The sequence below is a fragment of the Crassaminicella profunda genome (genome assembly GCF_019884785.1).
Lineage (GTDB): Bacteria > Bacillota > Clostridia > Peptostreptococcales > Thermotaleaceae > Crassaminicella > Crassaminicella profunda.
Genome location: NZ_CP082326.1, coordinates 3,755,947 through 3,780,360, shown reverse-complemented (window position 1 = coordinate 3,780,360; position 24,414 = coordinate 3,755,947). Strand labels below are relative to the sequence as shown.

Below are 24,414 nucleotides of genomic sequence, written 5' to 3'. Positions count from 1 at the left end.
TTCTTTGTGAAAATCATAGATGTTTATAGAATGATGATAGAAATTAAGGTCAACTATAAATGTGAACTAAGGTAACAAATATAGTTGACAAAAGAAATACCCTCATATATGATAAAAGTAAAATTGTGTAAAGGGAGAGACGCTTTATGAAAATAAAAACAAGAGATATGATATTGGTTGCCATGTTTGCAGCACTTACGGCTATAGGTGCTTTCATAAAAGTTCCAACACCTATTGTGCCCGTTACACTACAGTATTTATTTTGTGCTTTTTCTGGGGTGTTTTTAGGGTCGAGATTAGGATTATATTCTCAGTTATTGTATGTAGGAATTGGACTTAGTGGGATTCCTATCTTTACAAGGGGTGGAGGTATTTATTATATATATCAGCCTACCTTTGGCTATTTGATTGGATTTATCCTTTGTGCGTATATTGTTGGTAAATTTACTGAAAGATTAAAAGAAGTAAAATTTAAAAATGTATTCTTTCCAATTCTTGGAGGACTTATGGCAGTTTATAGTATAGGGGTACCTTATATGTATATGATGAGTGGTATTCATATAGGAAAGTCAATTACTTTTATGACAGCATTACAATATGGATTTTTTCCATTTATTATACCAGATATTTGTTGGAGCATACTTATTGCATACACAGCTACAAAAGTAGTTCCAGCTCTTCGTAGAGCGGGATATGTATCTATAAAGCTAAAAAAAGAATGTTAGGAGTTGAAGAAAATGAAAACTTTTATAAAAGAAATAAAGGAAAGAATATTAGCTGAGGGGCAAATAACTTATGAAGAAGCAGTAAAGTTAATGGAAATAGATGAAAAAGATGAAGAAACACTAACGATTCTTTTTGACGCAGCAAATAGTGTTAGAGAAAAATTTGTAGGAAATCAAGCAGATCTATGCACCATTATGAATGCAAAGAGTGGAAGATGTTCTGAGGATTGCAAATATTGTGCTCAGTCTAGTCATTATCAAACAGGAGTAGAAGTCTATGATTTATTAGAGTATGACAAAATTCTAAAAAGAGCTTTAGAAATGGAAAGAGATGGAGCACATCGTTTTTCATTGGTTACAAGTGGAAGAGGTATGGAGGAAGAGGATTTTGAAAAGCTATTAAAAATCTATCAAAGGCTTAAGATGGATACAAATTTAAAAATATGTGCATCTCATGGTATTATATCTTATGAACAGGCCATAAAACTTAAAGAAGCAGGGGTGAGTATGTATCATCATAATGTAGAAACAAGTAAGGAATTTTATGAGAGCATTTGCACGACTCATACCTATGAGGATAGAATTAATACCATTAAAAATGTGCAAAAAGCAGAACTTGATTTGTGTTGTGGCGGGATCATAGGGCTAGGAGAGACATGTAAAGATCAGGTAAAGATGGCTTTTGAAATAAAAGAATTAGGAATTAAATCTGTTCCTATTAACATATTAAATGCTATCAAAGGAACGCCACTGGAAAATAATGAGAAAATATCCCCTCTTAAGGCATTAAAGACTATGGCTGTTTTTAGATTGGTGATACCAGATGGTTCCATTCGCTATGCTGGAGGAAGAATTGCATTAGGGGAAATGCAACATGTTGGATTCAAGGCAGGGGTAAATGCTGCTCTTGTAGGAAATTATTTAACTACTGTAGGTAATAAAATAACAGAGGATATAAAGATGATCAAAGAACAAGGGTTTGAAGTTTAACATATGGTCCATAAGGGCTATATGTTTTTCTTTTGAAAAAACACGAAAAATTTACAAAATATTAGAGGAATATCCATAATTATGGAGAAGTTAAATATTGTTGTAACATAAAAATGGGAGTATTTTACTATTGTCAATTAAAGGGGAATTTTTGGATGGAAAAGTGTATAGGGAAAATCTTAGGTGTGTACAAAAATCAATTGGAGCTGGATGAAGGACAAGAAGCTATTTTGAGATATTCTTTGCATTTAATTATGAGTATGTTTTTAGGATATTTCTTAGCTCTTGTTCTCGCTAAAGCTTTAGGGATTTTTTCGTATGTGTTAATCATCATGTTGACTATATCCATACTACGGTCTTGTTCAGGAGGGGCTCATTGTGAAAGCATGTGGAATTGTGCAATTTTTAGTATGATTGTAGCCAATGCTTTAGGATTTTTGACAAAGATGGTTGTACCAACTAAAGAAATTATATTATCAGCAATCGTGTTTGTTTTTTTATTTGGATTATGGAGTATTAGTAAATATGCACCTGCAGATACACCACAAAAGCCTATAACTTCTATAGAAAAAATAAAGAAATTAAAAGTAAAATCATTAGTTATTTTGTTAGTGTGGTGTTTTTTTAATGTAGGATATTATTTGCTTTTTAACAAGGTTCATGGGATCATGCTTGCATCTAGTTTAGGGATTTTATGTCAATGTTTTTCCATAACTAAAATAGGGTATAAACTCTGGCAACAGTCAGATATTTTACTAAATAAAATATTAAGGAAATAAGGGGGGATACAAATGATGAGAAGGTTATTACAATTATCAATGGTAGTTCTTACATTTCTAGCCTTTACAAGTGCAACAGGGGCATGCTCTACTATAAACTATCAGCCAGAATTACCGGAGCAGCTAAAAGACATGTAAGGGCTAATGTCAATAGGGTATAAAATGCCCTATTGACATTAGAAATTGTTGAAAATGAAAGGAAGAGTATATGGATATAGTAGAAAAATTATTAGGACATTTTATAGAGGCATTCTTAATGACAGGGGCAGGATTAGGTCTTATAGGAATACGCCTTAAGCATAAAGTAATAATGTGGATTACTATCATACTAGGGATATTAATATATGGTATTAGAGTTTTTTATATTAAAAATAATATTCCTTTTGGAACTCATATTTTTATATTATTTATCTGTTTTATAATGTTACTCAGATTCATTGGAAAACAAAGAATTTTAGATAGTATGATTGCTGGATTGATTAGCTTTTTATTGTTATTATGGGGAGAAGGAGTATTTTTCTTTCCTGTCTTGAAATTGTTTCAATTTGACCCTATCACATTGACGAGTAGACCAGGAGGATTATTACTAGCAACTGCATTATCTGATGTTCTTTTGATTATTGGATTTATAATAGGATATGTTTTCAAAATTACTATTCTTGATTTTAAGCAATTTCATGAAAATAACTGATAAGGATGATTCATATGAAGGTTACTGTTCGAGCGTATATATTGATAGGTTTAATATTATTACAGAGTTTTATTGTCATGTTTTTGACTAATAGAACTATCATAAATTTGATGGGGAATGTAATTGTTAATTTTCAATATCCCTATTATATGGGAATTGTAATCAATCTCTTGGGTGTTAGTGCAATTATTTGTATATTTTACATTTTATATTTTTTAAGAAAAGAAAAAGAAGGTATTATTAAACTAAACAATTCTAAGGAAGTCATTGATGCATTACAAGGGCAAAAGCATGATTTTATCAATCATTTAAACTTAATTGCTGGGATGCTTCAATTGGAACAGAGTAAAAAAGCATTAGATTATATTTTTAAAATTTCACAAAAGGTTGAAGGTGTTTTTTCTATATCTAAAATTGAAAATATTGAAATAGCTGCTACTTTAGGAAGAAAGTGTACTATTGCAGAAAGCAAAGGAATAAAGGTAGAGTTAGATATTAGTACTTCCTTAGAGAATTTATATATAGATTCTATGGATATTTGTACCGTATTATTTAATTTGATAGATAATGCCATTTATGAATTAGAGGATTGCAAAGAGGAAGAGAAGGTTCTTATTATAGATATTGCTGAGCATGAGGAAGAATGTGTGATTTTAATAGGGAATTCCTATCCTATTTTATCAGAGAAAATGTATGAAAAAATATTTGAAAAAGGATACTCAACAAAAGAAGGGGACGGACATGGGTATGGTCTCAACATTGTAAAACAGATTATTAATAAAAATAAAGGAAGAATTACGGTAGAAAGTTATGAAGGCGTGGGAACTGTATTTACTATATTTTTACCTACAAGAAAACGTGTAGCGAGATGTTCTTAATGATTGTTGATAGAAATATTTGATTGAGACAAGAGTTCTTTGTCACATAGATTTACTGTTTGTATATCTTTTGCCATGATGTATAAAAAGAAAGTTCCTTTCAACTCATCTATGTATTTTACATAGATCCGACCATTTAAAGAAATTAGAGGGTATTCATTTTTATTGAAAAAACTTTTATGAGGTTTTCCATATTGAATATAGCCCATATTTTTTTTGTTTTCAGTTTTGTGTATAGGAGCATTGGTTTTTATTTTTGCGTCTATTTTTGTCCATCCATTTATGCCAATATAATTTTTATTGGTTTCTATTTTTTCTACGGTTGATTGAAAATAAATCTTATCCTTTGGGCAGCCTAAAGAAGGAAGAACCAGATAGGTTTGATCAAACATAGGTACTTTTGTAATCTCTTCTATATTCATATTTCCGTTTTTATCAAAACCATAAGGATGATCTTCACAAAACAAGGCATATCCACCATAAAAGGCAGCATAATAAGGAGAAGAAGAATCATAAAAATGAGAACATCCTTTAGAAAAATCGAAAGACCCAAAGGAATACAATACCTGTAAAGAACTATTTTTTTTTATATATTGAGAAAAATATTCACTAGCATCATAATGAAGCATGAAAGGATACCAATCTGATTTTAAGGTTTTTAAGCCATTGGGAATATAAAAGGAGATTCCTTTTTCATGGAGGGTGTTTTGTGTTTTGTCATAAAAATACATAATTGTGTAGCTTTTTAAAGTGTTCCAGAATGGTAGGTTAAAACTAATGAGAAGAATAACAAATAATAAAATATAAAGAAACCTTTTTTTCATAACTTTCTCCTTATTAAAATATTTTTATTTAGTTTTAGAATTTTTTATGAAAAATATGAATAAATAATATATAGTAAAATTTTCATATAAAGAAATCCATAAGTTTTTTGTCACATCATGGTATAATAGAGGAAAATGAAAGAGAGAGGTGTCTTAATGAATAAAAATAAGAAGATTTTAGTCGCAGCAATACTTGCGCTAACGATGGGAAGTACCATGATGCTTAGTGGATGCCAGGCACCAGCCTCAAAGGCAGATGAAACGACTACTAAAGAGGTTTATGAGGAGAATAAAAACCAAAAGAGTGAAGAAAATGCATCAAAAGAAGAATCTAATAAAGAGGAACAAAAAAATATTGTTTACATCAGTGCTAGCAAATTAAATGTACGACAAGAGGCTACAAAGGACTCATCTATTGTAGATAGTTTTATGAAGGGAACAGGTGTCAAAGTTATTGAAGAACAAACAAAAGAGAATGGGGATCTTTGGTATAAAATTTCCTTTGATACAATAGATGGAGAAAAGACAGGATGGATTAAATCAGATTATACGGTAAAGGATCGTACTGAATTGTTAAGTGAAGCTTTAAGAGTGCTAGATTTTTCACCACAGGAAAAGGTGGATGCGTATACAAATAATCCAAGGGTGAAAGTAAAAGGGGTTTACATGACAGAGCATTCTTTCATAGGGCAGGGCTTTGAAAGACTTTTAAAGCTTGCACAGGAGACAGAAATTAATGCTTTTGTCATAGATGTAAAAGATGATGATGGAATCATGTTATTTCCAACAGAGGCGGCAGCAAAACATTCACCAGAAGCAAATAAAAGAGCAAGAATTAGTATAGAAAAGTTTCAAGAAAGAATGCAAATCTTAAAAGATAATGGTATTTATGCTATTGCAAGAATTGTTACCTTTAAAGATCCTACTTATACAAAGCAACATCCTGATAGAGCTATCCTTGACAAAAGAACAGGAAAAACCTTTGTAAGTAGAGACAAATTAAGATGGGCATCTCCTCATGATCGGGAGCTTTGGAATTATGATATAGAAGTAGCAAAAGAAGCTGCAAGATTAGGATTTAATGAAATACAATTTGACTATGTTCGTTTCCCTGCATCTAATGGAAATAAGCTTGATAAAGTGCTAGATTATAGAAATGTGAGTGAGGATCATAGCAAACCTCAAACTATTCAACATTTCTTACAACAAGCCTATAGAGAACTTTCAAAAGAAGAAGTTTATATTAGTGCGGATATATTTGGATTGGTAGGTTCTGTTGCAGATGATATGGGACTTGGTCAATATTGGGAAGGTGTAAGCAATGTAACGGATTATGTATCTCCTATGATGTATCCAAGTCATTATGCAAATGGAACATATAAGTTATCTGTACCAGATGCTTATCCTTATGAGACTGTGTACCAAGGGACAAAGGATTCTATTGCAAGAAACAAAAACATAGAAACTCCTGCAACTATAAGACCTTGGATTCAAGATTTTACAGCTAGCTGGGTAAAGGGACATATCAAATATGGACCAAAGCAAGTAAAGGATCAAATTAGAGCGTTAAAAGAAAATGGTGTAGATGAATATTTATTGTGGAATGCGGCCAATAAGTATTCACAAGATGCCTTAAAATAAAAAATATATAGATGTATTAAAAAATATAATCATAGAGAAGACAATCTTATGACCCGTAAGACTGTCTTCTTTTTTGTGGGATTAGCTCTACACTATGATTTGAGAAAAGAGAATAGGGTGATTTAATAAGGCTACATGAAAAAATCAAATAGTAATTTCCCAATTGTATGTCTACAAAAAACATGAAACTATTGACAAGGGAAATAGAAATGTATAAAATAAGCTTAATCAATTGAATAAAAAACTCGTATAATCCTGAGAATATGGCTCAGAAGTTTCTACCCTATAACCGTAAATTATAGGCCTATGAGTGGAAATTGTTTATGTTAGCACGAACATTAGTGTTTTTCGTTATACGAAGGAGCACCCTGTTTTGCAGTTTTCACCATGGTTGGAACTGTAGAGACTGGGTGTTTTTTACATGGAGGGAAAAAATGAAATTATTACAAGAAAAAATTAAAGCAGAAGGCGAAGTACTTTCAGAGACCATTTTAAAAGTAGATTCTTTCTTAAATCATCAAATTGATGCCAAATTGATGCTAGAAATAGGAAAGGAATTTGCGAATCTATTTAAAGATGAAAAAATTACTAAAGTTATTACTATTGAGGTATCAGGGATTGCACCAGCTATGGCTGCTGCTGCTTATTTAGATGTACCCTTAGTATTTGCAAAAAAAACAAAGTCTGTCACTATGGATGAAAATGTTTATAGTAGTGACGTAGTATCTTTTACAAAGGGAGTTACCAATACGATTCAGATAGCAAAAAAGTTTATAGATAAGAAAGATAAAATTCTAATTATTGATGATTTTCTTGCGTCTGGAAATGCTTTAGTTGCATTAAATAAAATCATCAAAGAAAGTGGAGCTACTTTAGTAGGAGCAGGAATTGTTATTGAGAAGGGATTCCAAAAGGGTGGAGAAAAGCTTCGAAAGGAAGGCTTTAAGATAGAATCTTTAGCAATTGTTGAAAAGATGGGGAAAGATGGAATTGTTTTTAAAAAATAATATAAAACAAATGAAAAGGAGAGGGAATATGAGAAAAAAATTATTGTGTTTCGTAGCTTTAATGATGACTTTTGTTATGATCTTTACAGGATGTGGACAAAAGACTACAGCAGATGAGAGTCAAAAGGGAGAAGAGAAATTAAAAGTAGCATTTATCTACATAGGACCTGTAGGAGATGCTGGGTGGTCTTATTCTCATGATGAAGGAAGAAAGTATTTAGTAGAGAATATGTCAGAAGTAGAAACGACTGTTATAGAATCTGTACCAGAGGGTTCTGATTCAGAAAGAGTGTTAACAGAGCTTGCTGAAAAAGGAAATAAGATTATTTTTGCAACAAGCTTTGGATATATGGATTCAGTGATGAATGTGGCAAAAAAATACCCAGACATTACTTTCTTACATTGTTCAGGATATAAAACGGGTGAGAATGTGGCTACTTACTTTGGAAGAATGTATCAGCCAAGATATTTATCTGGAATTGTAGCAGCAAAGAAAACAGAGTCTAATGTGATTGGTTATGTAGCAGCTATGCCTATTCCAGAAGTAATTAGAGGAATCAATGCTTTTACATTAGGAGTAAAAAGTGTTAATCCTGAGGCAACTGTCAAAGTAGTTTGGACAAATACATGGTATGATCCAGCAAAAGAAAAAGAAGCGGCAAAGAGTTTACTTGATGCAGGTGCTGATGTGATTACACAACATCAAGATACACCAGGACCACAGCAGGCTGCTCAAGAGCAAAATGCATTTTCTATTGGATATAATACAGATATGAGTAAATTTGCACCAGAGGCTTATTTAACTGCTCCTGTTTGGAATTGGGGACCATATTACTTAAATACTGTAAAAGCTGTTAAAGAAGGAACATGGAAATCAGAAAAGTATTGGGGAGGACTTAAGGATGGTGTTGTAGCCTTAGCTCCTATGACAGATTTAGTAGATGATGAAATAAAAGCTCTTGTAGAAGAAGAACAAAAGAAATTAATAGAAACAGATTGGGACGTATTTACAGGAACCATTAAGGATCAAGATGGAAATGTAAAAGTTGAAGAAGGAAAAACATTAACAGATGAAGAGCTACTTTCAATGGATTGGTTTGTTGAAGGTGTAGAAGGAACTATTGGTAAGTAAATTTTGTATTGGCACACAACCGTTGTTTTGTGTGCCAATATTTATACGTATTGAAAATGTGAGAATTCATTTAGGTAGTGTAGCATTTGTATCTGAATACTTATTTTTAACTTTTAATGAGAGTGTTTACTGTGTAAATCTAATGAGTTTAGAGATAAATATATAAGCCTGTTATAACAATTAGGTATAAGAGAAAAAGTTTTTTATAAATAGTTGTTATAGCAGGATTTGATTTTTAGAATAGGGGAGGTTCAATATGAATGACAATTTGTTAGTAGCTATGGACAGTATTGGCAAAAGATTTGGACAAAACTGGGTGAATCAAGATGTTAATTTTTCATTAAAAAAAGGGGAAATTCATGCCCTATTAGGAGAAAACGGTGCGGGTAAATCTACTTTAATGAATATTTTGGCTGGTGTTTATAAACAAGATGCGGGAGAAATGATGCTTCATGGAAAAAAGGTGATTCTTAGTTCGCCAAAGGATGCTATTTTAAATGGGGTAGGGATGATTCATCAGCATTTTAAGCTTGTAGAAAATTTGACAGCAAGTGAAAATATTATTTTAGGGTATAAAAAAGGGTTGTTTTTAAATAAGAAAAAGATAGAAAAAGAGATACTTGACTTTTCTGAAAAATATGGTTTATCCATTCATCCAAGTGACTATGTTTATCATATGTCTGTTGGGGAAAAACAAAGAATAGAAATATTAAAAGCTTTGTATAGAGGAGCAGATATATTAATATTAGATGAACCTACTGCTGTCCTTACTCCTCAAGAAATAAAGGAATTATTTACTATATTAAGAAAAATGGCTGCAAATGGATGTGGAATTGTAATCATTACTCATAAAATGAGAGAAGTTATGGATCTTGCAGATCGAATTACAGTACTAAGAAAAGGTGTACAGGTAGGGACGGTATTAAAAAGTGAAGTAGATGAAAAAACTTTAACAGAAATGATGGTTGGAAAACCTATATCAGAAAAAAAGATAAAAGATAGAAAAGAAGGAAAAGAAATCGGCTTAGATATAGAAAATGTAACCATTAACAATGATAAAGGAATCGCAGCTTTAAAAAATGTATCTTTTCAGGTAAGAAAAGGAGAAATTGTAGGGATTGCAGGAATTTCTGGAAATGGACAAAAGGAATTGGCTGAAGGGATTGCAGGCCTTAGAAAAATGGAAAGTGGAAATATTAAAATAGATGGTCAAGAGGTAGGTGGAAAAAGTGTCCGCCAAATCATTGATATGGGATTTAGTTTTGTACCAGAGGATCGTATCGGTATGGGGCTTGTAGGAAGTATGGATCTTACCGATAATTTTATTCTAAAAGATTATCGAAAAGCGAAGAGAAGAAAAGGCTTCTTTATTCAGAAGAAGAAAATAAGAGAAGAAGCAAAAAAAATTGTTGATCAATTTGAAATTAAGATTGCAGATATAGATGCACCTATTAGTAGTTTATCTGGAGGTAATCTTCAAAAGATCTTATTAGGAAGAGAAATACTAGAAGATCCAAAGGTTTTAATTGCAGCTTATCCTGTTAGGGGATTAGATATTGCAACAACAGAAGCTGTGTATGATTTATTACTAAAGCAAAGAGATAAGGGGTGTGCTGTTTTATTTATCTCTGAAGATTTAGAGCACATTTTAAGATTGTCAGATAGGATTGTTGTCTTAGAAGGGGGAAAGGTTACAGGAATTGTAAAACCAGAGGAGACCACAATGGATGAGATCGGTATGATGATGCTTAGTGGACAAGTGGGTTAGGAGGAAAGGAAGATGACAAAGTTACTAAAAATAGAGAAAAGAAATGTAAGTAGTCCGTATGCTTTGGCTGGCATAAGGATTGGGAGTATTTTTCTTGCATTGACTATAGGAGCAATATTCCTTATATTTTCTGGACATTCTCCTATAGAAACATATGGTACCATGGTGGATGGTGCTTTTGGTTCTACTTATGGAATTAATGAAACGATTGTAAAGACGATTCCACTTTTACTTGCAACATTAGCTGTATCTGTTGCTTTTCGAATGAAGCTTTGGAATATTGGGGCAGAAGGACAAATTTATGCAGGAGGGATTGTTGCAAGTGGCATTGCTTTAAATTTTGGACATTTACCTGCGTATATATTGATTCCTATGATGCTCATAGGAGGGTTTTTAGGAGGCGCTATTTGGGCAATGGTTCCAGCTATTGCTAGAGCCTTTTGGGGAACTAATGAAACCATTACTACATTAATGATGAATTATGTAGGAATTTTATCAGTAGATTATCTTGTTTTTGGACCTTGGAAAGATCCAGATGGATTTAATTTTCCTATTACAAAGGAATTCAGTCCTGCAGCGTTTTTGCCAAGCTTTGGGAATACTCGGGTGCATATGGGGATTGTTATCGCTTTGATTGTAGCTTTTATCTTGTATGTGGTCCTTAATAAGACGGTATGGGGATATGAACTAAGAGTTGCTGGTGAAAATAGCACAGCTGCTAAGTATGCAGGGATGAACGTGGTGAAAAATATTATATTATCCCTTTTGGTGAGTGGTGGAATTGCAGGAATTGCAGGAATGACAGAAGTATCTGGAATTATTCATAGACTACAATCTAATTTTTCGCCAGGATATGGCTATAGTGCTATTATTATTGCTTGGTTAGCAAGATTGAATCCTATTGCAGCTATTTTTGTATCCTTCTTATTTGGGGGACTAATTGTAGGCGGATATGCAGTACAAACTAGTGGATTGCCAGCATCAATTGCTTTGATGCTTCAAGGATTGATACTTTTTTGTGTATTGGGAGGAGAATTTTTTACCCAGTATCGTGTGAGCTTAGATCAAAGATTTTTTGCTAAAAAGGAGGCTAAAATCAATGAACCAAGATATTGTGATTAGTGCATTGTCAGCAGCAGTTATTGCTGGAACTCCTATTTTATATGCAGCTTTAGGAGAAATCATTTGTGAAAAATCTGGCAATTTAAATTTAGGTGTTGAAGGGATGATGCTTATTGGTGCTGTATGCGGTTTTAAAGCAGCAACTGCAACCAATAATCCTTGGATTGGATTTTTAGCTGCAATGCTGGCAGCAGGATTATTTTCATTGATTCATGCATTTTTGACCATTACATTAAAATCTAGTCAAGTTGTAAGTGGTTTAGCTCTCACCATTTTTGGAACAGGATTAAGTAGCTTTATTGGAAAGAGTATGATCGGTATACCAGCACCTGTAAAATTTGAAAAAATAGCGATTCCTTTTCTTTCAAAGATTCCTTTTATAGGGCCTGTATTCTTTGATCAAGATTTGTTAGTATATGTTAGTTATTTGATGGTTATTGCTGTATGGATTTATTTATATAAGACCAATATGGGATTAAAGCTAAAAGCCGTTGGAGAAAATCCTGCAGCAGCAGATGCTGTTGGGATTTCTGTAAGCAAAATCCAGTATATTCATGTATTTATTGGAGGTGTTCTTGCTGGAGCAGGTGGGGCCTATTTATCCCTTGCTTATGCACCTGCATGGCTTGAGAATATGACAGCAGGAAGAGGGTGGATTGCCGTATCATTAGTTATTTTTGCCTTATGGAATCCATCAAGGGCTCTTATAGGTTCTTATATATTTGGAGGGCTAGATATTTTAGGTTATCGTGCACAAACCTTAGGGTTCACTATTTCTCCATTTTTTATGAAAATGCTGCCTTATTTGTTTACTGTAGGCGTATTGATTTTTATATCTGCGAAAAAGGGAAATAGAAATATAGCAGCACCAGAAGGACTCGGACTTTCTTATTCAAGAGAAGAAAGATAAAATAGATTATTATGAATAAAAAGTGGATAAAATACGAGGAAACAGAAGTTATCCACAGCATATAAGATGTTTTTGTGCATCAGGATAAATTGACAGTATAATGATAGCATGATAAAATTATTACGGTAAAAAAACCTTTAAAAATAGTCCGGTGAGGCTAACAAGGAGGAGTAAAAATGAATACTAGTAAAGAACTTGCAAAGAAACTTTTAGAAATTCAGGCAGTAACCATAAAGAGTACAGATGATTTATTTACTTGGGCATCTGGAATTAAATCTCCTATTTATTGCGACAATCGTTTGACCATGAGTTATCCGAAGGTAAGAGATTTGATTGCAGAAGGATTTCAAGGATTAATTAAGGAAAAATATCCAGAAGCAGAGGTTTTAGTAGGAACAGCTACAGCGGGTATTCCACATGCTGCATGGGTTTCTCAAAAAATGAATTTACCTATGGCCTATGTAAGAAGTTCTGCAAAGGGACATGGAAAAGGAAATCAAATTGAGGGGCTTGTAAAACAAGGACAAAAGGTAGTAGTGATTGAAGACTTACTATCAACAGGTGGAAGCTCTATGAAGGCAGTAAAGGCGTTACAAGAAGCAGGAGCAGAAGTATTAGGAGTTGTAGCAATCTTTACTTATGGTTTCTCTAAAGTAGATGATATTTTTAATAAAGAAAAAATTTCATATAATACGTTAACCAGTTATTCTGTTCTTCTTCCTATAGCCATAGAGATGGGTTATATTGAAGAACAAGAAAAAGAGCTACTAGAAAAATGGAGTAAAGAACCTTATATATTTACGAAATAGCAGGATATGCAAAAGCATATCCTTTTATATTTTATGATAAATAGGAAATAACTGATAAATATTTAAAATTTATGGATTACCTAAGGGAAAATCTTCTAGGGGAAGATTTTTTTTGTGAAAGAAAATAGGATAAAAATATAAGATTGAGAACTCAAGAGAATGATAGAGAATTTATGTTAAAAGGGGTCAAAACTTGTAAGAATTAGTTCCGTAGGATTATTGTCATAAGTGTGGACAATAGTGCATAATATACAATATATAGTACATGCTTTTTCAAGCAACACAATAGGAGGGGTATAATGTCAGTAACAAAGGTTCAAAAAAGAAACGGTGAAATCGTTGATTTTGATAGTAGTAAAATTAAATTAGCTATCTTTGCTGCAGCAAAATCTGTAGGTGGAAAAGATGAAATGGTAGCTACAAAACTTGCAAAGATCGTCGTTGAAATCATACACGAAACATATGGTGCAAGTATACCATCTGTAGAAGATGTGCAAGACATAGTAGAAAAAGTATTAATAGAAGAAGGACACGCTAGAACAGCAAAGGCGTTTATTATCTATAGAAAGAGGCATGAAGAGATTCGAGAAGTAAAAAATCTATTTATGGATGCAGAAAGAATGGTTGAAGAATATGTGAATCTAGAGGATTGGCGAGTAAATGAAAATGCCAATATGGGATTTAGTCTTCAGGGTCTTAATAATCATATTGTTGAAAGTATTACAAAGAAGTATTGGCTAAATAAAATTTATAAAAAAGAATTAAGAGAAGCCCATATTAGAGGAGACTTACATATTCATGATTTAGGACTTTTAGCACCTTATTGTTGTGGATGGGATTTGGAAGCTTTCTTAAGAAGTGGTTTTAGAGGAGCGAAAGGAAAGATTGAATCAAGACCACCAAGACATCTAGAGTCAGCTTTAGGACAGCTTGTAAATCTACTTTATACCCTTCAAGGAGAAGCAGCAGGAGCGCAAGCAGTATCAAGTCTGGATACATATTTAGCACCTTTTATTTATTATGATAATCTTACGTATGAGCAAGTGAAAAAAACTGTTCAAAGATTTGTATTTAACTTAAATGTTCCTACAAGAGTAGGATTTCAAACACCGTTTACTAATGTTACATTAGATATTACACCACATCCACTTCTTAAAAATCAGCCAGTAATCATTGGTGGAGAAAGAATGGACAAAACTTATAAAGAATTCCAAAAGGAAATGGATTTATTTAATAAGGCATTTTGTGAAGTCATGATGGAAGGGGATGGTGCAGGAAGGGCCTTTAGTTTCCCTATTCCAACTGTAAACATCACACCAGATTTTCCTTGGAATTCTGAACCTGTCAATGCTATTATGGAAATGACAAGAAAGTTTGGAACACCTTATTTTGCAAACTTCTTAAATTCTGAGCTATCTCCTGAGGACGTAAGGAGCATGTGCTGTCGACTAAGACTGGACAATCGTGAGCTTAGAAGACGTGGTGGAGGATTATTTGGTGCAAATCCATTAACAGGATCTATTAATGTAGTTACATTAAATATGGCTAGAATTGGATATGCTGCTAATTCAACAGAAGAATTTAAACGTAGAGTAAGAGAGTTAATGGAGATTGCAAAAGAAATTTGTGAAAGTAAGAGAGTTGTTCTAGAAAAATATATGGATGCAGGATTATATCCTTATTCAAGATACTATCTTCAAGGGGTTAAGGATGGTACAGGTGAGTTCTTTAAAAACCATTTCTCAACAATTGGCTTAAATGGTATGAATGAAGCTTGTGTAAATCTATTAGGTGTAGATATTACAACAGAAGAAGGTAACGAATTTGCTGTTGAGATTATGGAATTTATGAATAGAGTGATACAAATATTTCAAGAAGAAACAGGAAGTCTATGGAACCTTGAAGCAGCTCCAGCGGAAGGGGCAAGCTATCGTTTTGCTAGATTGGATAAAAAGCTGTATCAAAATATCTTTACTCAAGGAAATGATGAACCATACTATACAAATTCTACACAACTTCCAGTAGGGTATACAGAAGATATTTTTGAAGCTATTGAGCTACAAGAAAAATTACAAACCCTATATACAGGAGGAACGGTACTTCATGGATTCTTAGGGGAAGAAATTGATAGTATAGAGACTTGTAAAATTTTATTAAAAAGAGTGATGGAAAACAGCAGTATTCCTTATATCACCATTACCCCAACTTTCTCTATTTGTGCAGAACATGGTTATCTATCAGGAGAGCATTTTGAATGTCCTCACTGTGGAAAAGAAGCGGAAGTTTGGACGAGAGTAGTAGGATTCCACAGACCCGTTCAAGCATGGAATAAGGGGAAGAAAGAAGAATTTAAGGATCGAAAAGAATTTTCTTGTGGACAAAGCTTAAAAAATAAACAAGTTAAAGTTGATGTGAAAATTGGTTAAAAATTGATGCAATACATTTAAAGGCAAGGTGAAAAACCTTGCCTAAATTTATGACTCAAGGGGTGTTGAACATGAACATTATAGGGCAAGAAAAAGCATCTTTTATTGATTATCCTGATAAAATTAGCATCGTTTATTTTTGTTCAAATTGCAATATGCTATGCAAATATTGTCATAATTATCATTTGGTCAAAGGCCAGGGGGAGACCATTGACCATGATGAAATATTTGCTTTTCTAAAAAAGAGGAAAAAATTTGTAGATGCTGTATGTATTTCTGGGGGGGAACCAACTTTACATAGAGGATTATATGATTTTGCAAAAAGAGTAAAGGATACAGGGTATTTAGTAAAATTAGATACCAATGGAAGTAATCCAGAAGTAGTCAAAAGGCTGATCCACGAAAAGATTGTAGATTATGTAGCCATGGATATAAAAGCGCCCTTTCATAAATATGAAACGGTTATAGGAACGAATATAGATATAAAAGCTATAAAGAATACGATTGATCTTCTAAGAAATTCACATATAGATTATGAATTTCGGACAACTGTGTGCAAAGAGTTATTAACCAAAGAAGATATTTTAGAGATTGCAAACTATTTAAAGGGTAGTAAAAGGTATTCTATACAAAATTTTAGGGATGGAGAAACCGTATTAGTAGGAGAGAATAAGCTACATCCCTATGATATAGAAACGTTAGAAGAGATAGAAAAAGAATTAGAAGGATATTTTGAAGTTTTTAAAATTCGAAAATGATATAACAAATGCTCTCATGTGAAAGGAGGGCATTTGTTATTTTAATTAAATCTTAAACATATGGAAAATACACTATTGATTTTTCACTAAAGTTTGAATATGTTTAGTCTATTTGAATCAGGAAGATCAAGGTCATACCAGATAATCTCGATGAATTGCATTACAATGAATGACAATTTCAAACTAATTTTGATAAAATTGAGTTCATTTTGCAGTTTTTTAAATCCAAAAATGATAAAATAAGGATATAAATTTTCGAATTTTTGGAGTGAAGCAAAATGATTATAAAAGCAAAGCCTTTGAAAACTATAATAATGAAGACTGAAAAACCTTTTAAAGACATGAAATGTACTTTTAACCATGAAAGAAGTCAATCTTTAAAGGGAAGTCTTAATAAATCAGTTCTTTTTTGCAGAATAATAGGAATGAATGAGCATGAGAATGAGTATATTCATGAATTGAAAGAACTAGATAAGTATTTGCAATCCATGCAAGGAAATTATATTTTATTTACAAAGGGGTTAGAAAAAGCTTTAGACATAAATGAAGTAGAAAAAATGAAGAGGGTCATGGATGAATATATGGACTTTGAAAATCAGAACTATAAAAGTCTATATCCATTATCTAACTTGAATATGGGGTATGAAATAAAAAATGAATGCTTAGAATGGACGAAAAAGTTAGTATTTAAAGAAATAATGGATTTGTATGATGTCAATAATATAGGTAAAAGTAAAACAATTAGAAAAAACTTTGGAGTCAAATTATTATTATGGATGAACAAATATTTAAAGCAGCTGTTTGAAAATATAGGGAATATGGATGTTATTCACAAAGTTGTATTTTATGGAGAAATTAAAGAACATGAGCTGTACTTTTTGATATTATTATCTAAAATAGGGTGCGATGTACTCTATATTAATCCTAAAGAAGATATAGAACAGTTACTTCCTCAAATAAATAATTATTCAAATGCTGCAAGGGGTAAAAAAATACATGCTACAATCATTCCATTTACAGTAGGTAATCATAGGAAGAAAATAAATTATTTACCTAAAGTACAAACAGCTAGGGAGGAAAAGGGTAGATCTATAAATTTTGAGAGAAAAATAAATAAAGACCATTCAAATGCAGAGAATCAGGGTGAAAAAAGTTATGAAGAAATTGCAAGGTTGGCAGAATCAGTAGTGATGATTAATGTATATGATGGGGAAAAACAATTAATTGGAAGAGGTTCAGGGGTTGTAATCAGTAATGATGGATTTATGATAACGAATTTTCATGTAGTACATAAAGGTGCATTCTTTGGTGTAGTTTTTGAAAATGATGAAAATGAATACATGACATATAATATTATCAAATATCATACGGATTATGATTTAGCATTAATACAGGTAGACAGGAGAACAAAACCTATTGAAGTAAATGAAAAGAACTTAGATTTGGTAAGAGGGCAGAAGATTGTAACAATAGGTAGCCCTTTAGGTTTGTTCAATACTATTTCAGACGGTATTGTATCAGGTTTTAGAAATTTTGATGATATAAAAATGGTCCAAATAACAGCCCCCATTTCTCCAGGAAGTTCAGGAGGTGCATTGATTAATATGTATGGAAAGCTAGTAGGAATTACAACATCAGGGTTAGAGGGACAAAATCTAAATATGGCTGTACCTGATCAATATATCAAACAATTTGCTGGGAATATATTAAATGCTATATAAAAAAGGGGCATATGGAAAATTAAAATCCATGTGCCCTTTTAGATTAAATTTATTTGTCAATTCCTTCTCTACTTAAAACCCCTTGGGTATAATAATGCTTGATTTCTTTCATTTCTGTTACTAAATCAGCTTTTTCTATAATCTCTGCAGGACAATATCTTCCAGTAATCACTAACTCTGTAGGGTCAGGCTTATCATCTAGTAAAGATAATACATCTTGAGTAGAAAGAAGCTTAAAAAATATAGCAATAGTAATTTCATCTAAAATCACTAAATCATACTTTTGGCTTTTTAAGATATTCCTTACATTTTCTAAACCTTCCTGTGCAGCTAAGATATCTTCTTTTGCAGGTTCTTTTGTGACGAAGCAACCATGTCCATAGAGTGATACATGAACATGATCTAAGTTTTTTAAAATTTTTAGTTCGCTATATTCTATAGATTTTACAAATTGAGCAATGAAAACTTTCTTTCCTGCCCCTAAGGCTCTTAAAGTAAGACCTAGTCCTGCTGTGGTTTTTCCTTTTCCATTTCCCGTATACACATGAATATATCCTTTTTCCATAGGAGGCACCCCTTTCGTTCTTTAGGAAATTATAAAATTTAAAATTTGTGGATAACTTATGATTGAAAAATCAAATGTTCAACCACTTTGAGTAAGTTTTATTACAAAAGGGTGGTTTTGTAATAAAACTTGCGAGATGAGCATATGCCGTTAGCTAAATGCGAATTTTTTATCTACATATATAATTTTAACACAAAATATAAGGATAAGACGATAGGGTTGATCATAAATAAAAAGAAAATCTTTAATGGTGATTCAAGAGTTTTGTAAAAGTATTTCACAGAGGAATAAAAAATTTGCTATAATTGTAAGAGACTATTTTGTTGAGGGATAGGTAAGCCCTTTGGATTTTATAAGATGGAATGGTGAATAATATTTAATGATAATATTTAGGAGGAAATAAATATGAAAAAATATAAAGAAAATATTTATAAAAGAGATTTTGACTATGAAGAAGATGACTATGATCGATTAAAGAGTATGCAGAAGAAAAATTCTTTTACCAATAAATCAACTATGAAGAAATATGAATTTGATTATGAAGAAGATCATTATGAACCTAGAAGAGGATAAAAAAGAAATATTTCAAAAAAAATTGACAAGCAACTTTAAATGTGGTAAAGTATATTTTGTCACGTATGAGCAATGCGTGATGGAAATAAAAAAAAGTGCTTGACAGCACAAATCAAAAATGATAAGATGATTAAGTCGCCAAATGGTGATTGATTCTTAGAAAAAAGTTTGATCTTTGAAAACTATACAGTGTAAGAAATTAAGCCAGAAATATGGACTATAAAAGTCCAAAACGTTCAATTCAAAACTTTTATACTTGAGAGTTTGATCCTGGCTCAGGATGAACGCTGGCGGCGTGCCTAACACATGCAAGTCGAGCGTGAAGCTCTTTAATGATCCTTCGGGTGATTTAAAGAGTGGAAAGCGGCGGACGGGTGAGTAACGCGTGGGTAACCTGCCCTATACACAGGGATAGCCTCGGGAAACCGGGATTAATACCTGATAAAACTCTAGTATCGCATGATACATGAGTCAAAACTCAGGTGGTATAGGATGGACCCGCGTCTGATTAGCTAGTTGGTAAGGTAAAGGCTTACCAAGGCGACGATCAGTAGCCGACCTGAGAGGGTGATCGGCCACACTGGAACTGAGACACGGTCCAGACTCCTACGGGAGGCAGCAGTGGGGAATATTGCACAATGGGCGAAAGCCTGATGCAGCAACGCCGCGTGAGCGATGAAGGCCTTCGGGTCGTAAAGCTCTGTCCTAAGGGAAGAATAATGACGGTACCTTAGGAGGAAGCCCCGGCTAACTACGTGCCAGCAGCCGCGGTAATACGTAGGGGGCAAGCGTTATCCGGAATCACTGGGCGTAAAGGGTGCGTAGGCGGCCAATAAAGTCTGGGGTGAAAGGCTACGGCTTAACCGTAGTAAGCCTTGGAAACTTATTGGCTTGAGTGCAGGAGAGGAGAGTGGAATTCCTAGTGTAGCGGTGAAATGCGTAGATATTAGGAGGAACACCAGTGGCGAAGGCGACTCTCTGGACTGTAACTGACGCTGAGGCACGAAAGCGTGGGGAGCGAACAGGATTAGATACCCTGGTAGTCCACGCCGTAAACGATGAGTGCTAGGTGTCGGGGGTCGAACCTCGGTGCCGCAGCTAACGCATTAAGCACTCCGCCTGGGGAGTACGGTCGCAAGACTGAAACTCAAAGGAATTGACGGGGACCCGCACAAGCAGCGGAGCATGTGGTTTAATTCGAAGCAACGCGAAGAACCTTACCAAAACTTGACATCCTTTGCATTACCCTTAATCGGGGAAATCCCTTCGGGGACAAAGTGACAGGTGGTGCATGGTTGTCGTCAGCTCGTGTCGTGAGATGTTGGGTTAAGTCCCGCAACGAGCGCAACCCTTGTCTTTAGTTGCCAGCATTTCGGATGGGCACTCTAGAGAGACTGCCGGGGATAACTCGGAGGAAGGTGGGGATGACGTCAAATCATCATGCCCCTTATGTTTTGGGCTACACACGTGCTACAATGGCTGGTACAACGGGAAGCGAAAGAGTAATCTGGAGCCAATCTTAAAAGCCAGTCTCAGTTCGGATTGTGGGCTGCAACTCGCCCACATGAAGCTGGAGTTGCTAGTAATCGTGAATCAGAATGTCGCGGTGAATGCGTTCCCGGGTCTTGTACACACCGCCCGTCACACCATGGAAGTTGGGGGCACCCGAAGTCAGCTATCTAACCTTTTGGAGGAAGCTGCCGAAGGTGAATTCAATAACTAGGGTGAAGTCGTAACAAGGTAGCCGTATCGGAAGGTGCGGCTGGATCACCTCCTTTCTAAGGAGAATAGGTTTGTTTCTTACACTGTCTAGTTTTGAAAGATCAAATGATCTTTCAGAAACTCTGGTACGGGGACGTAGCTCAGCTGGGAGAGCACCTGCCTTGCACGCAGGGGGTCAGGGGTTCGATCCCCCTCGTCTCCACCATTAAAACCTTTCGAAAGAGAGGATTTAACTTTGTACTTTGAAAACTAAACAATGCATATATAAAAAGATTAATACTACAATTAATCTGAGAGAATCAAGAGCAATGAAACTAATAAACGTAAAGTTTATTAGTACTCCAATTACACAAAATATAAAATTTTGGTAATTGAAGCATGGTCAAGTTATAAAGAGCATAGGGCGGATGCCTTGGCACTAGGAGTCGATGAAGGACGTGGTAAGCTGCGATAAGCCTCGGGTAGCTGCAAGCAAGCTTTAATCCGGGGATTTCCGAATGGGGGAACCCACTTAGGGTAATACCTAAGTACCATCTACTGAATAAATAGGTAGATAGGAGACATACCAGGGGAACTGAAACATCTAAGTACCCTGAGGAAGAGAAAGAAAACTCGATTCCCTGAGTAGCGGCGAGCGAAAGGGGAAGAGCCCAAACCTAAAGAATTTTCTTTAGGGGTTGTGGATATACTCATTAAGAAAGAGGCTATTGTAGTCGAAGAGGTCTGGAAAGACCCACCGAAGAAGGTAACAGTCCTGTAGATGAAACAAGAAGACTTTCGAGTATACTCCAGAGTACCACGAGACACGTGAAACCTTGTGGGAAGCTGGGGGGACCACCCCCCAAGGCTAAATACTTCCTAGTGACCGATAGCGTATAGTACCGTGAGGGAAAGGTGAAAAGAACCCCGGGAGGGGAGTGAAATAGAACCTGAAACCCTATGTTTACAAGCAGTGGAAGTTCTTTTTATGAACGACCACGTACTTTTTGTAGAACGGGCCAACGAGTTACGGTATGCAGCAAGGTTAAGTTATTTTGTAACGGAGCCGCAGCGAAAGCGAGTCTTAATAGGGCGATTTTAGTTGTATGCCGTAGACCCGAAACCGGGTGACCTATCCATGAGCAGGTTGAAGCGGAAGTAAAATTTCGTGGAGGACCGAACCCATGTCTGTTGAAAAAGGCTGGGATGACTTGTGGATAGCGGAGAAATTCCAATCGAACTCGGAGATAGCTGGTTCTCCCCGAAATAGCTTTAGGGCTAGCCTTAAAGGTAGTGATACGGAGGTAGAGCACTGAATGTCCTAGGGGCCCTCACCGGTTACCGAAGACTATCAAACTCCGAATGCCGTAATCATAACTTTAGGAGTCAGACTATGGGTGATAAGATTCATGGTCGAAAGGGAAACAGCCCAGATCGTCAGCTAAGGTCCCTAAGTACAGGTTAAGTGGAAAAGGATGTGGGATTGCATAGACAACTAGGATGTTGGCTTAGAAGCAGCCATTCATTCAAAGAGTGCGTAATAGCTCACTAGTCGAGTGATCCCGCGCCGAAAATTACCGGGGCTCAAACCTGTCACCGAAGCTACGGCATACCGTTTGGTATGGGTAGGGGAGCATTGTATATGGGTTGAAGCTGTACCGTAAGGAGCAGTGGACTATATACAAGAGAGAATGTTGGCATGAGTAGCGAGAGGCAGGTGAGAATCCTGCCCGCCGAAAACCTAAGGTTTCCTGAGGAAGGTTCGTCCACTCAGGGTTAGTCGGGACCTAAGCCGAGGACGAAAGTCGTAGGCGATGGACAACAGGTTGAAATTCCTGTACCACCGAAAATCGTTTGAGCGATGGGGTGACACAGAAGGATAGGTTAAGCGCACCGTTGGTTGTGTGCGTCTAAGCGTTTAGGAAGTTAGGATAGGCAAATCCGTCTTAACAATTCTGAGGCGTTATGGGGAGCGAAATATAAGTAGCGAACTTACTGATTCCACGCTGTCAAGAAAAGCCTCTAGTTAGATCTAGGTGCCCGTACCGTAAACCGACACAGGTAGGTGAGGAGAGAATCCTAAGGCGAGCGAGAGAACTATTGTTAAGGAACTCGGCAAAATGACCCCGTAACTTCGGGAGAAGGGGTGCCACGTTAGGGTTTATAGCCCGAGGTGGCCGCAGAGAATAGATCCAAGCGACTGTTTAGCAAAAACACAGGTTTCTGCTAAGTCGAAAGACGATGTATAGGAGCTGACGCCTGCCCGGTGCTGGAAGGTTAAGGGGACGTGTTAGAGCAATCGAAGCACCGAACTTAAGCCCCAGTAAACGGCGGCCGTAACTATAACGGTCCTAAGGTAGCGAAATTCCTTGTCGGGTAAGTTCCGACCCGCACGAAAGGCGTAACGATTTGGATACTGTCTCGACAATAGACTCGGTGAAATTGTAGTACCGGTGAAGATGCCGGTTACCCGCAGCAGGACGGAAAGACCCCGTGGAGCTTTACTGTAGCCTGACACTGGATTTTGGTATTACATGTACAGGATAGGTGGGAGACGTCGAAGCATGCACGCCAGTGTGTGTGGAGTCATCCTTGGGATACCACTCTTGTAATACTGAAGTTCTAACCATAAGCTGTGAATCCAGCTTTGGGACACTGTCAGGTGGGCAGTTTGACTGGGGCGGTCGCCTCCTAAAGAGTAACGGAGGCGCCCAAAGGTTCCCTCAGCGCGGTCGGAAATCGCGCGAAGAGTGCAAAGGCAGAAGGGAGCTTGATTGCGAGACATACAGGTCGAGCAAGGACGAAAGTCGGGCTTAGTGATCCGGTGGTTCCGAGTGGAAGGGCCATCGCTCAACGGATAAAAGCTACCCCGGGGATAACAGGCTTATCTCCCCCAAGAGTCCACATCGACGGGGAGGTTTGGCACCTCGATGTCGGCTCGTCTCATCCTGGGGCTGTAGTAGGTCCCAAGGGTTGGGCTGTTCGCCCATTAAAGAGGCACGCGAGCTGGGTTCAGAACGTCGTGAGACAGTTCGGTCCCTATCCGCTGTGGGCGCAGGAAATTTGAGAGGAGCTGTCCTTAGTACGAGAGGACCGGGATGGACATACCTCTGGTGCATCAGTTGTCACGCCAGTGGCACAGCTGAGTAGCTATGTATGGACGGGATAAGCGCTGAAGGCATCTAAGCGCGAAGCCCCCCTTAAGATAAGATTTCCCATAGCGTTAAGCTAGTAAGACCCCAGAAAGACTATCTGGTTGATAGGTCGGAGGTGTAAGGGCAGTAATGTCTTAAGCTGACCGATACTAATAGGTCGAGGACTTGACCAATAAAATATGCATTGTTTGGTTTTGAGAGTATAAATTCTCAATCAATGTAATCCATTAATCTAAAAC

19 protein-coding genes, 1 tRNA gene, 2 rRNA genes and 1 riboswitch are annotated in these 24,414 nt (G+C 35.7%); of the genes, 20 read left to right on the top strand and 2 right to left on the bottom strand.

The genetic code is table 11. The annotated features are described in order from the left end of the window. Window positions 1-146: 146 nt before the first annotated feature. The 6 genes from K7H06_RS17460 to K7H06_RS17435 all read left to right on the top strand — a co-directional run bounded on the left by K7H06_RS17460 (window position 147) and on the right by K7H06_RS17435 (window position 4,063). Window positions 147-725 carry a biotin transporter BioY gene (locus K7H06_RS17460; protein WP_223037295.1) on the top strand — a complete coding sequence of 193 codons (579 nt, stop codon included), beginning with the start codon at window positions 147-149 and terminating at the stop codon, window positions 723-725. Between the two features lie 12 nt (window positions 726-737). Then, window positions 738-1,715 (top strand): biotin synthase BioB, encoded by a 978-nt coding sequence (gene bioB / locus K7H06_RS17455; RefSeq protein ID WP_223037294.1) that lies wholly within the window; start codon window positions 738-740, stop codon window positions 1,713-1,715. 155 nt (window positions 1,716-1,870) lie between these two features. Then, window positions 1,871-2,494, top strand: a complete 624-nt coding sequence (locus K7H06_RS17450) for an accessory gene regulator ArgB-like protein (RefSeq protein ID WP_223037293.1) — start codon at window positions 1,871-1,873, stop codon at window positions 2,492-2,494. 12 nt (window positions 2,495-2,506) lie between these two features. Further along, window positions 2,507-2,632, top strand: a complete 126-nt coding sequence (locus K7H06_RS17445) for a cyclic lactone autoinducer peptide (protein WP_223037292.1) — start codon at window positions 2,507-2,509, stop codon at window positions 2,630-2,632. A 70-nt stretch (window positions 2,633-2,702) separates the two neighbouring features. Further along, a complete protein-coding gene (locus K7H06_RS17440) occupies window positions 2,703-3,185 on the top strand; it encodes a hypothetical protein (RefSeq protein WP_223037291.1) in 483 nt (160 codons plus the stop codon). Window positions 3,186-3,199: 14 nt separating this feature from the next. After that, a complete protein-coding gene (locus tag K7H06_RS17435; protein WP_223037290.1) occupies window positions 3,200-4,063 on the top strand; it encodes a sensor histidine kinase in 864 nt (287 codons plus the stop codon). Here K7H06_RS17435 and K7H06_RS17430 read toward each other — a convergent pair. Further along, the gene (locus tag K7H06_RS17430) at window positions 4,060-4,887 is read right to left on the bottom strand and encodes a hypothetical protein (RefSeq protein ID WP_223037289.1); all 828 of its coding nucleotides are present in this window, start codon (window positions 4,885-4,887) and stop codon (window positions 4,060-4,062) included. The two genes, K7H06_RS17435 and K7H06_RS17430, sit on opposite strands and share 4 nt — an antisense overlap. 156 nt (window positions 4,888-5,043) lie before the next feature. Here K7H06_RS17430 and K7H06_RS17425 point away from each other — a divergent pair, with 156 nt between their 5' ends. The 10 genes from K7H06_RS17425 to K7H06_RS17380 all read left to right on the top strand — a co-directional run bounded on the left by K7H06_RS17425 (window position 5,044) and on the right by K7H06_RS17380 (window position 18,181). Then, window positions 5,044-6,528 (top strand): putative glycoside hydrolase, encoded by a 1,485-nt coding sequence (locus tag K7H06_RS17425; protein WP_246637563.1) that lies wholly within the window; start codon window positions 5,044-5,046, stop codon window positions 6,526-6,528. Window positions 6,529-6,753: 225 nt separating this feature from the next. Continuing rightward, window positions 6,754-6,855: riboswitch (purine riboswitch) on the top strand. Window positions 6,856-6,962: 107 nt separating this feature from the next. Further along, window positions 6,963-7,535 carry a xanthine phosphoribosyltransferase gene (locus K7H06_RS17420; protein WP_223037288.1) on the top strand — a complete coding sequence of 191 codons (573 nt, stop codon included), beginning with the start codon at window positions 6,963-6,965 and terminating at the stop codon, window positions 7,533-7,535. Window positions 7,536-7,563: 28 nt separating this feature from the next. Then, window positions 7,564-8,667, top strand: coding sequence for a BMP family ABC transporter substrate-binding protein (locus K7H06_RS17415; protein ID WP_223037287.1), 1,104 nt, complete (start codon window positions 7,564-7,566; stop codon window positions 8,665-8,667). Window positions 8,668-8,923: 256 nt separating this feature from the next. After that, the gene (locus K7H06_RS17410; protein WP_223037286.1) at window positions 8,924-10,435 is read left to right on the top strand and encodes an ABC transporter ATP-binding protein; all 1,512 of its coding nucleotides are present in this window, start codon (window positions 8,924-8,926) and stop codon (window positions 10,433-10,435) included. Between the two features lie 12 nt (window positions 10,436-10,447). Further along, window positions 10,448-11,557, top strand: a complete 1,110-nt coding sequence (locus K7H06_RS17405) for an ABC transporter permease (protein WP_223037285.1) — start codon at window positions 10,448-10,450, stop codon at window positions 11,555-11,557. Beyond that, window positions 11,535-12,467 carry an ABC transporter permease gene (locus K7H06_RS17400; RefSeq protein WP_223037284.1) on the top strand — a complete coding sequence of 311 codons (933 nt, stop codon included), beginning with the start codon at window positions 11,535-11,537 and terminating at the stop codon, window positions 12,465-12,467. Before K7H06_RS17405 ends, K7H06_RS17400 begins: the two co-directional genes overlap by 23 nt. Before the next feature lie 176 nt (window positions 12,468-12,643). After that, window positions 12,644-13,276, top strand: coding sequence for an orotate phosphoribosyltransferase (gene pyrE, locus K7H06_RS17395; RefSeq protein ID WP_223037283.1), 633 nt, complete (start codon window positions 12,644-12,646; stop codon window positions 13,274-13,276). Window positions 13,277-13,575: 299 nt separating this feature from the next. Then, window positions 13,576-15,702: a ribonucleoside triphosphate reductase gene (locus tag K7H06_RS17390; RefSeq protein ID WP_223037282.1), complete on the top strand. Its 2,127-nt coding sequence runs from the start codon at window positions 13,576-13,578 to the stop codon at window positions 15,700-15,702. Between the two features lie 71 nt (window positions 15,703-15,773). Then, complete coding sequence (locus tag K7H06_RS17385; RefSeq protein WP_223037281.1) at window positions 15,774-16,460, top strand: anaerobic ribonucleoside-triphosphate reductase activating protein; 687 nt, start codon at window positions 15,774-15,776, stop codon at window positions 16,458-16,460. Window positions 16,461-16,738: 278 nt separating this feature from the next. Then, complete coding sequence (locus K7H06_RS17380) at window positions 16,739-18,181, top strand: serine protease (protein ID WP_223037280.1); 1,443 nt, start codon at window positions 16,739-16,741, stop codon at window positions 18,179-18,181. Between the two features lie 49 nt (window positions 18,182-18,230). Here K7H06_RS17380 and cobO read toward each other — a convergent pair whose 3' ends face one another. Further along, window positions 18,231-18,746, bottom strand: coding sequence for a cob(I)yrinic acid a,c-diamide adenosyltransferase (gene cobO / locus K7H06_RS17375; protein ID WP_223037279.1), 516 nt, complete (start codon window positions 18,744-18,746; stop codon window positions 18,231-18,233). 405 nt (window positions 18,747-19,151) lie between these two features. Here cobO and K7H06_RS17370 point away from each other — a divergent pair, with 405 nt between their 5' ends. From K7H06_RS17370 to K7H06_RS17355, 4 genes are all read left to right on the top strand, one after another. Next, window positions 19,152-19,319 (top strand): hypothetical protein, encoded by a 168-nt coding sequence (locus tag K7H06_RS17370; RefSeq protein ID WP_223037278.1) that lies wholly within the window; start codon window positions 19,152-19,154, stop codon window positions 19,317-19,319. Between the two features lie 252 nt (window positions 19,320-19,571). Then, a 16S ribosomal RNA gene (locus K7H06_RS17365) occupies window positions 19,572-21,097 on the top strand. A 73-nt stretch (window positions 21,098-21,170) separates the two neighbouring features. Then, window positions 21,171-21,246 (top strand) — tRNA-Ala (locus K7H06_RS17360). 175 nt (window positions 21,247-21,421) lie between these two features. Next, window positions 21,422-24,348, top strand: a 23S ribosomal RNA gene (locus tag K7H06_RS17355). Together the 16S and 23S rRNA genes with 1 tRNA gene alongside form the textbook arrangement of a ribosomal RNA operon. The last annotated feature ends 66 nt before the right edge of the window (window positions 24,349-24,414 follow it).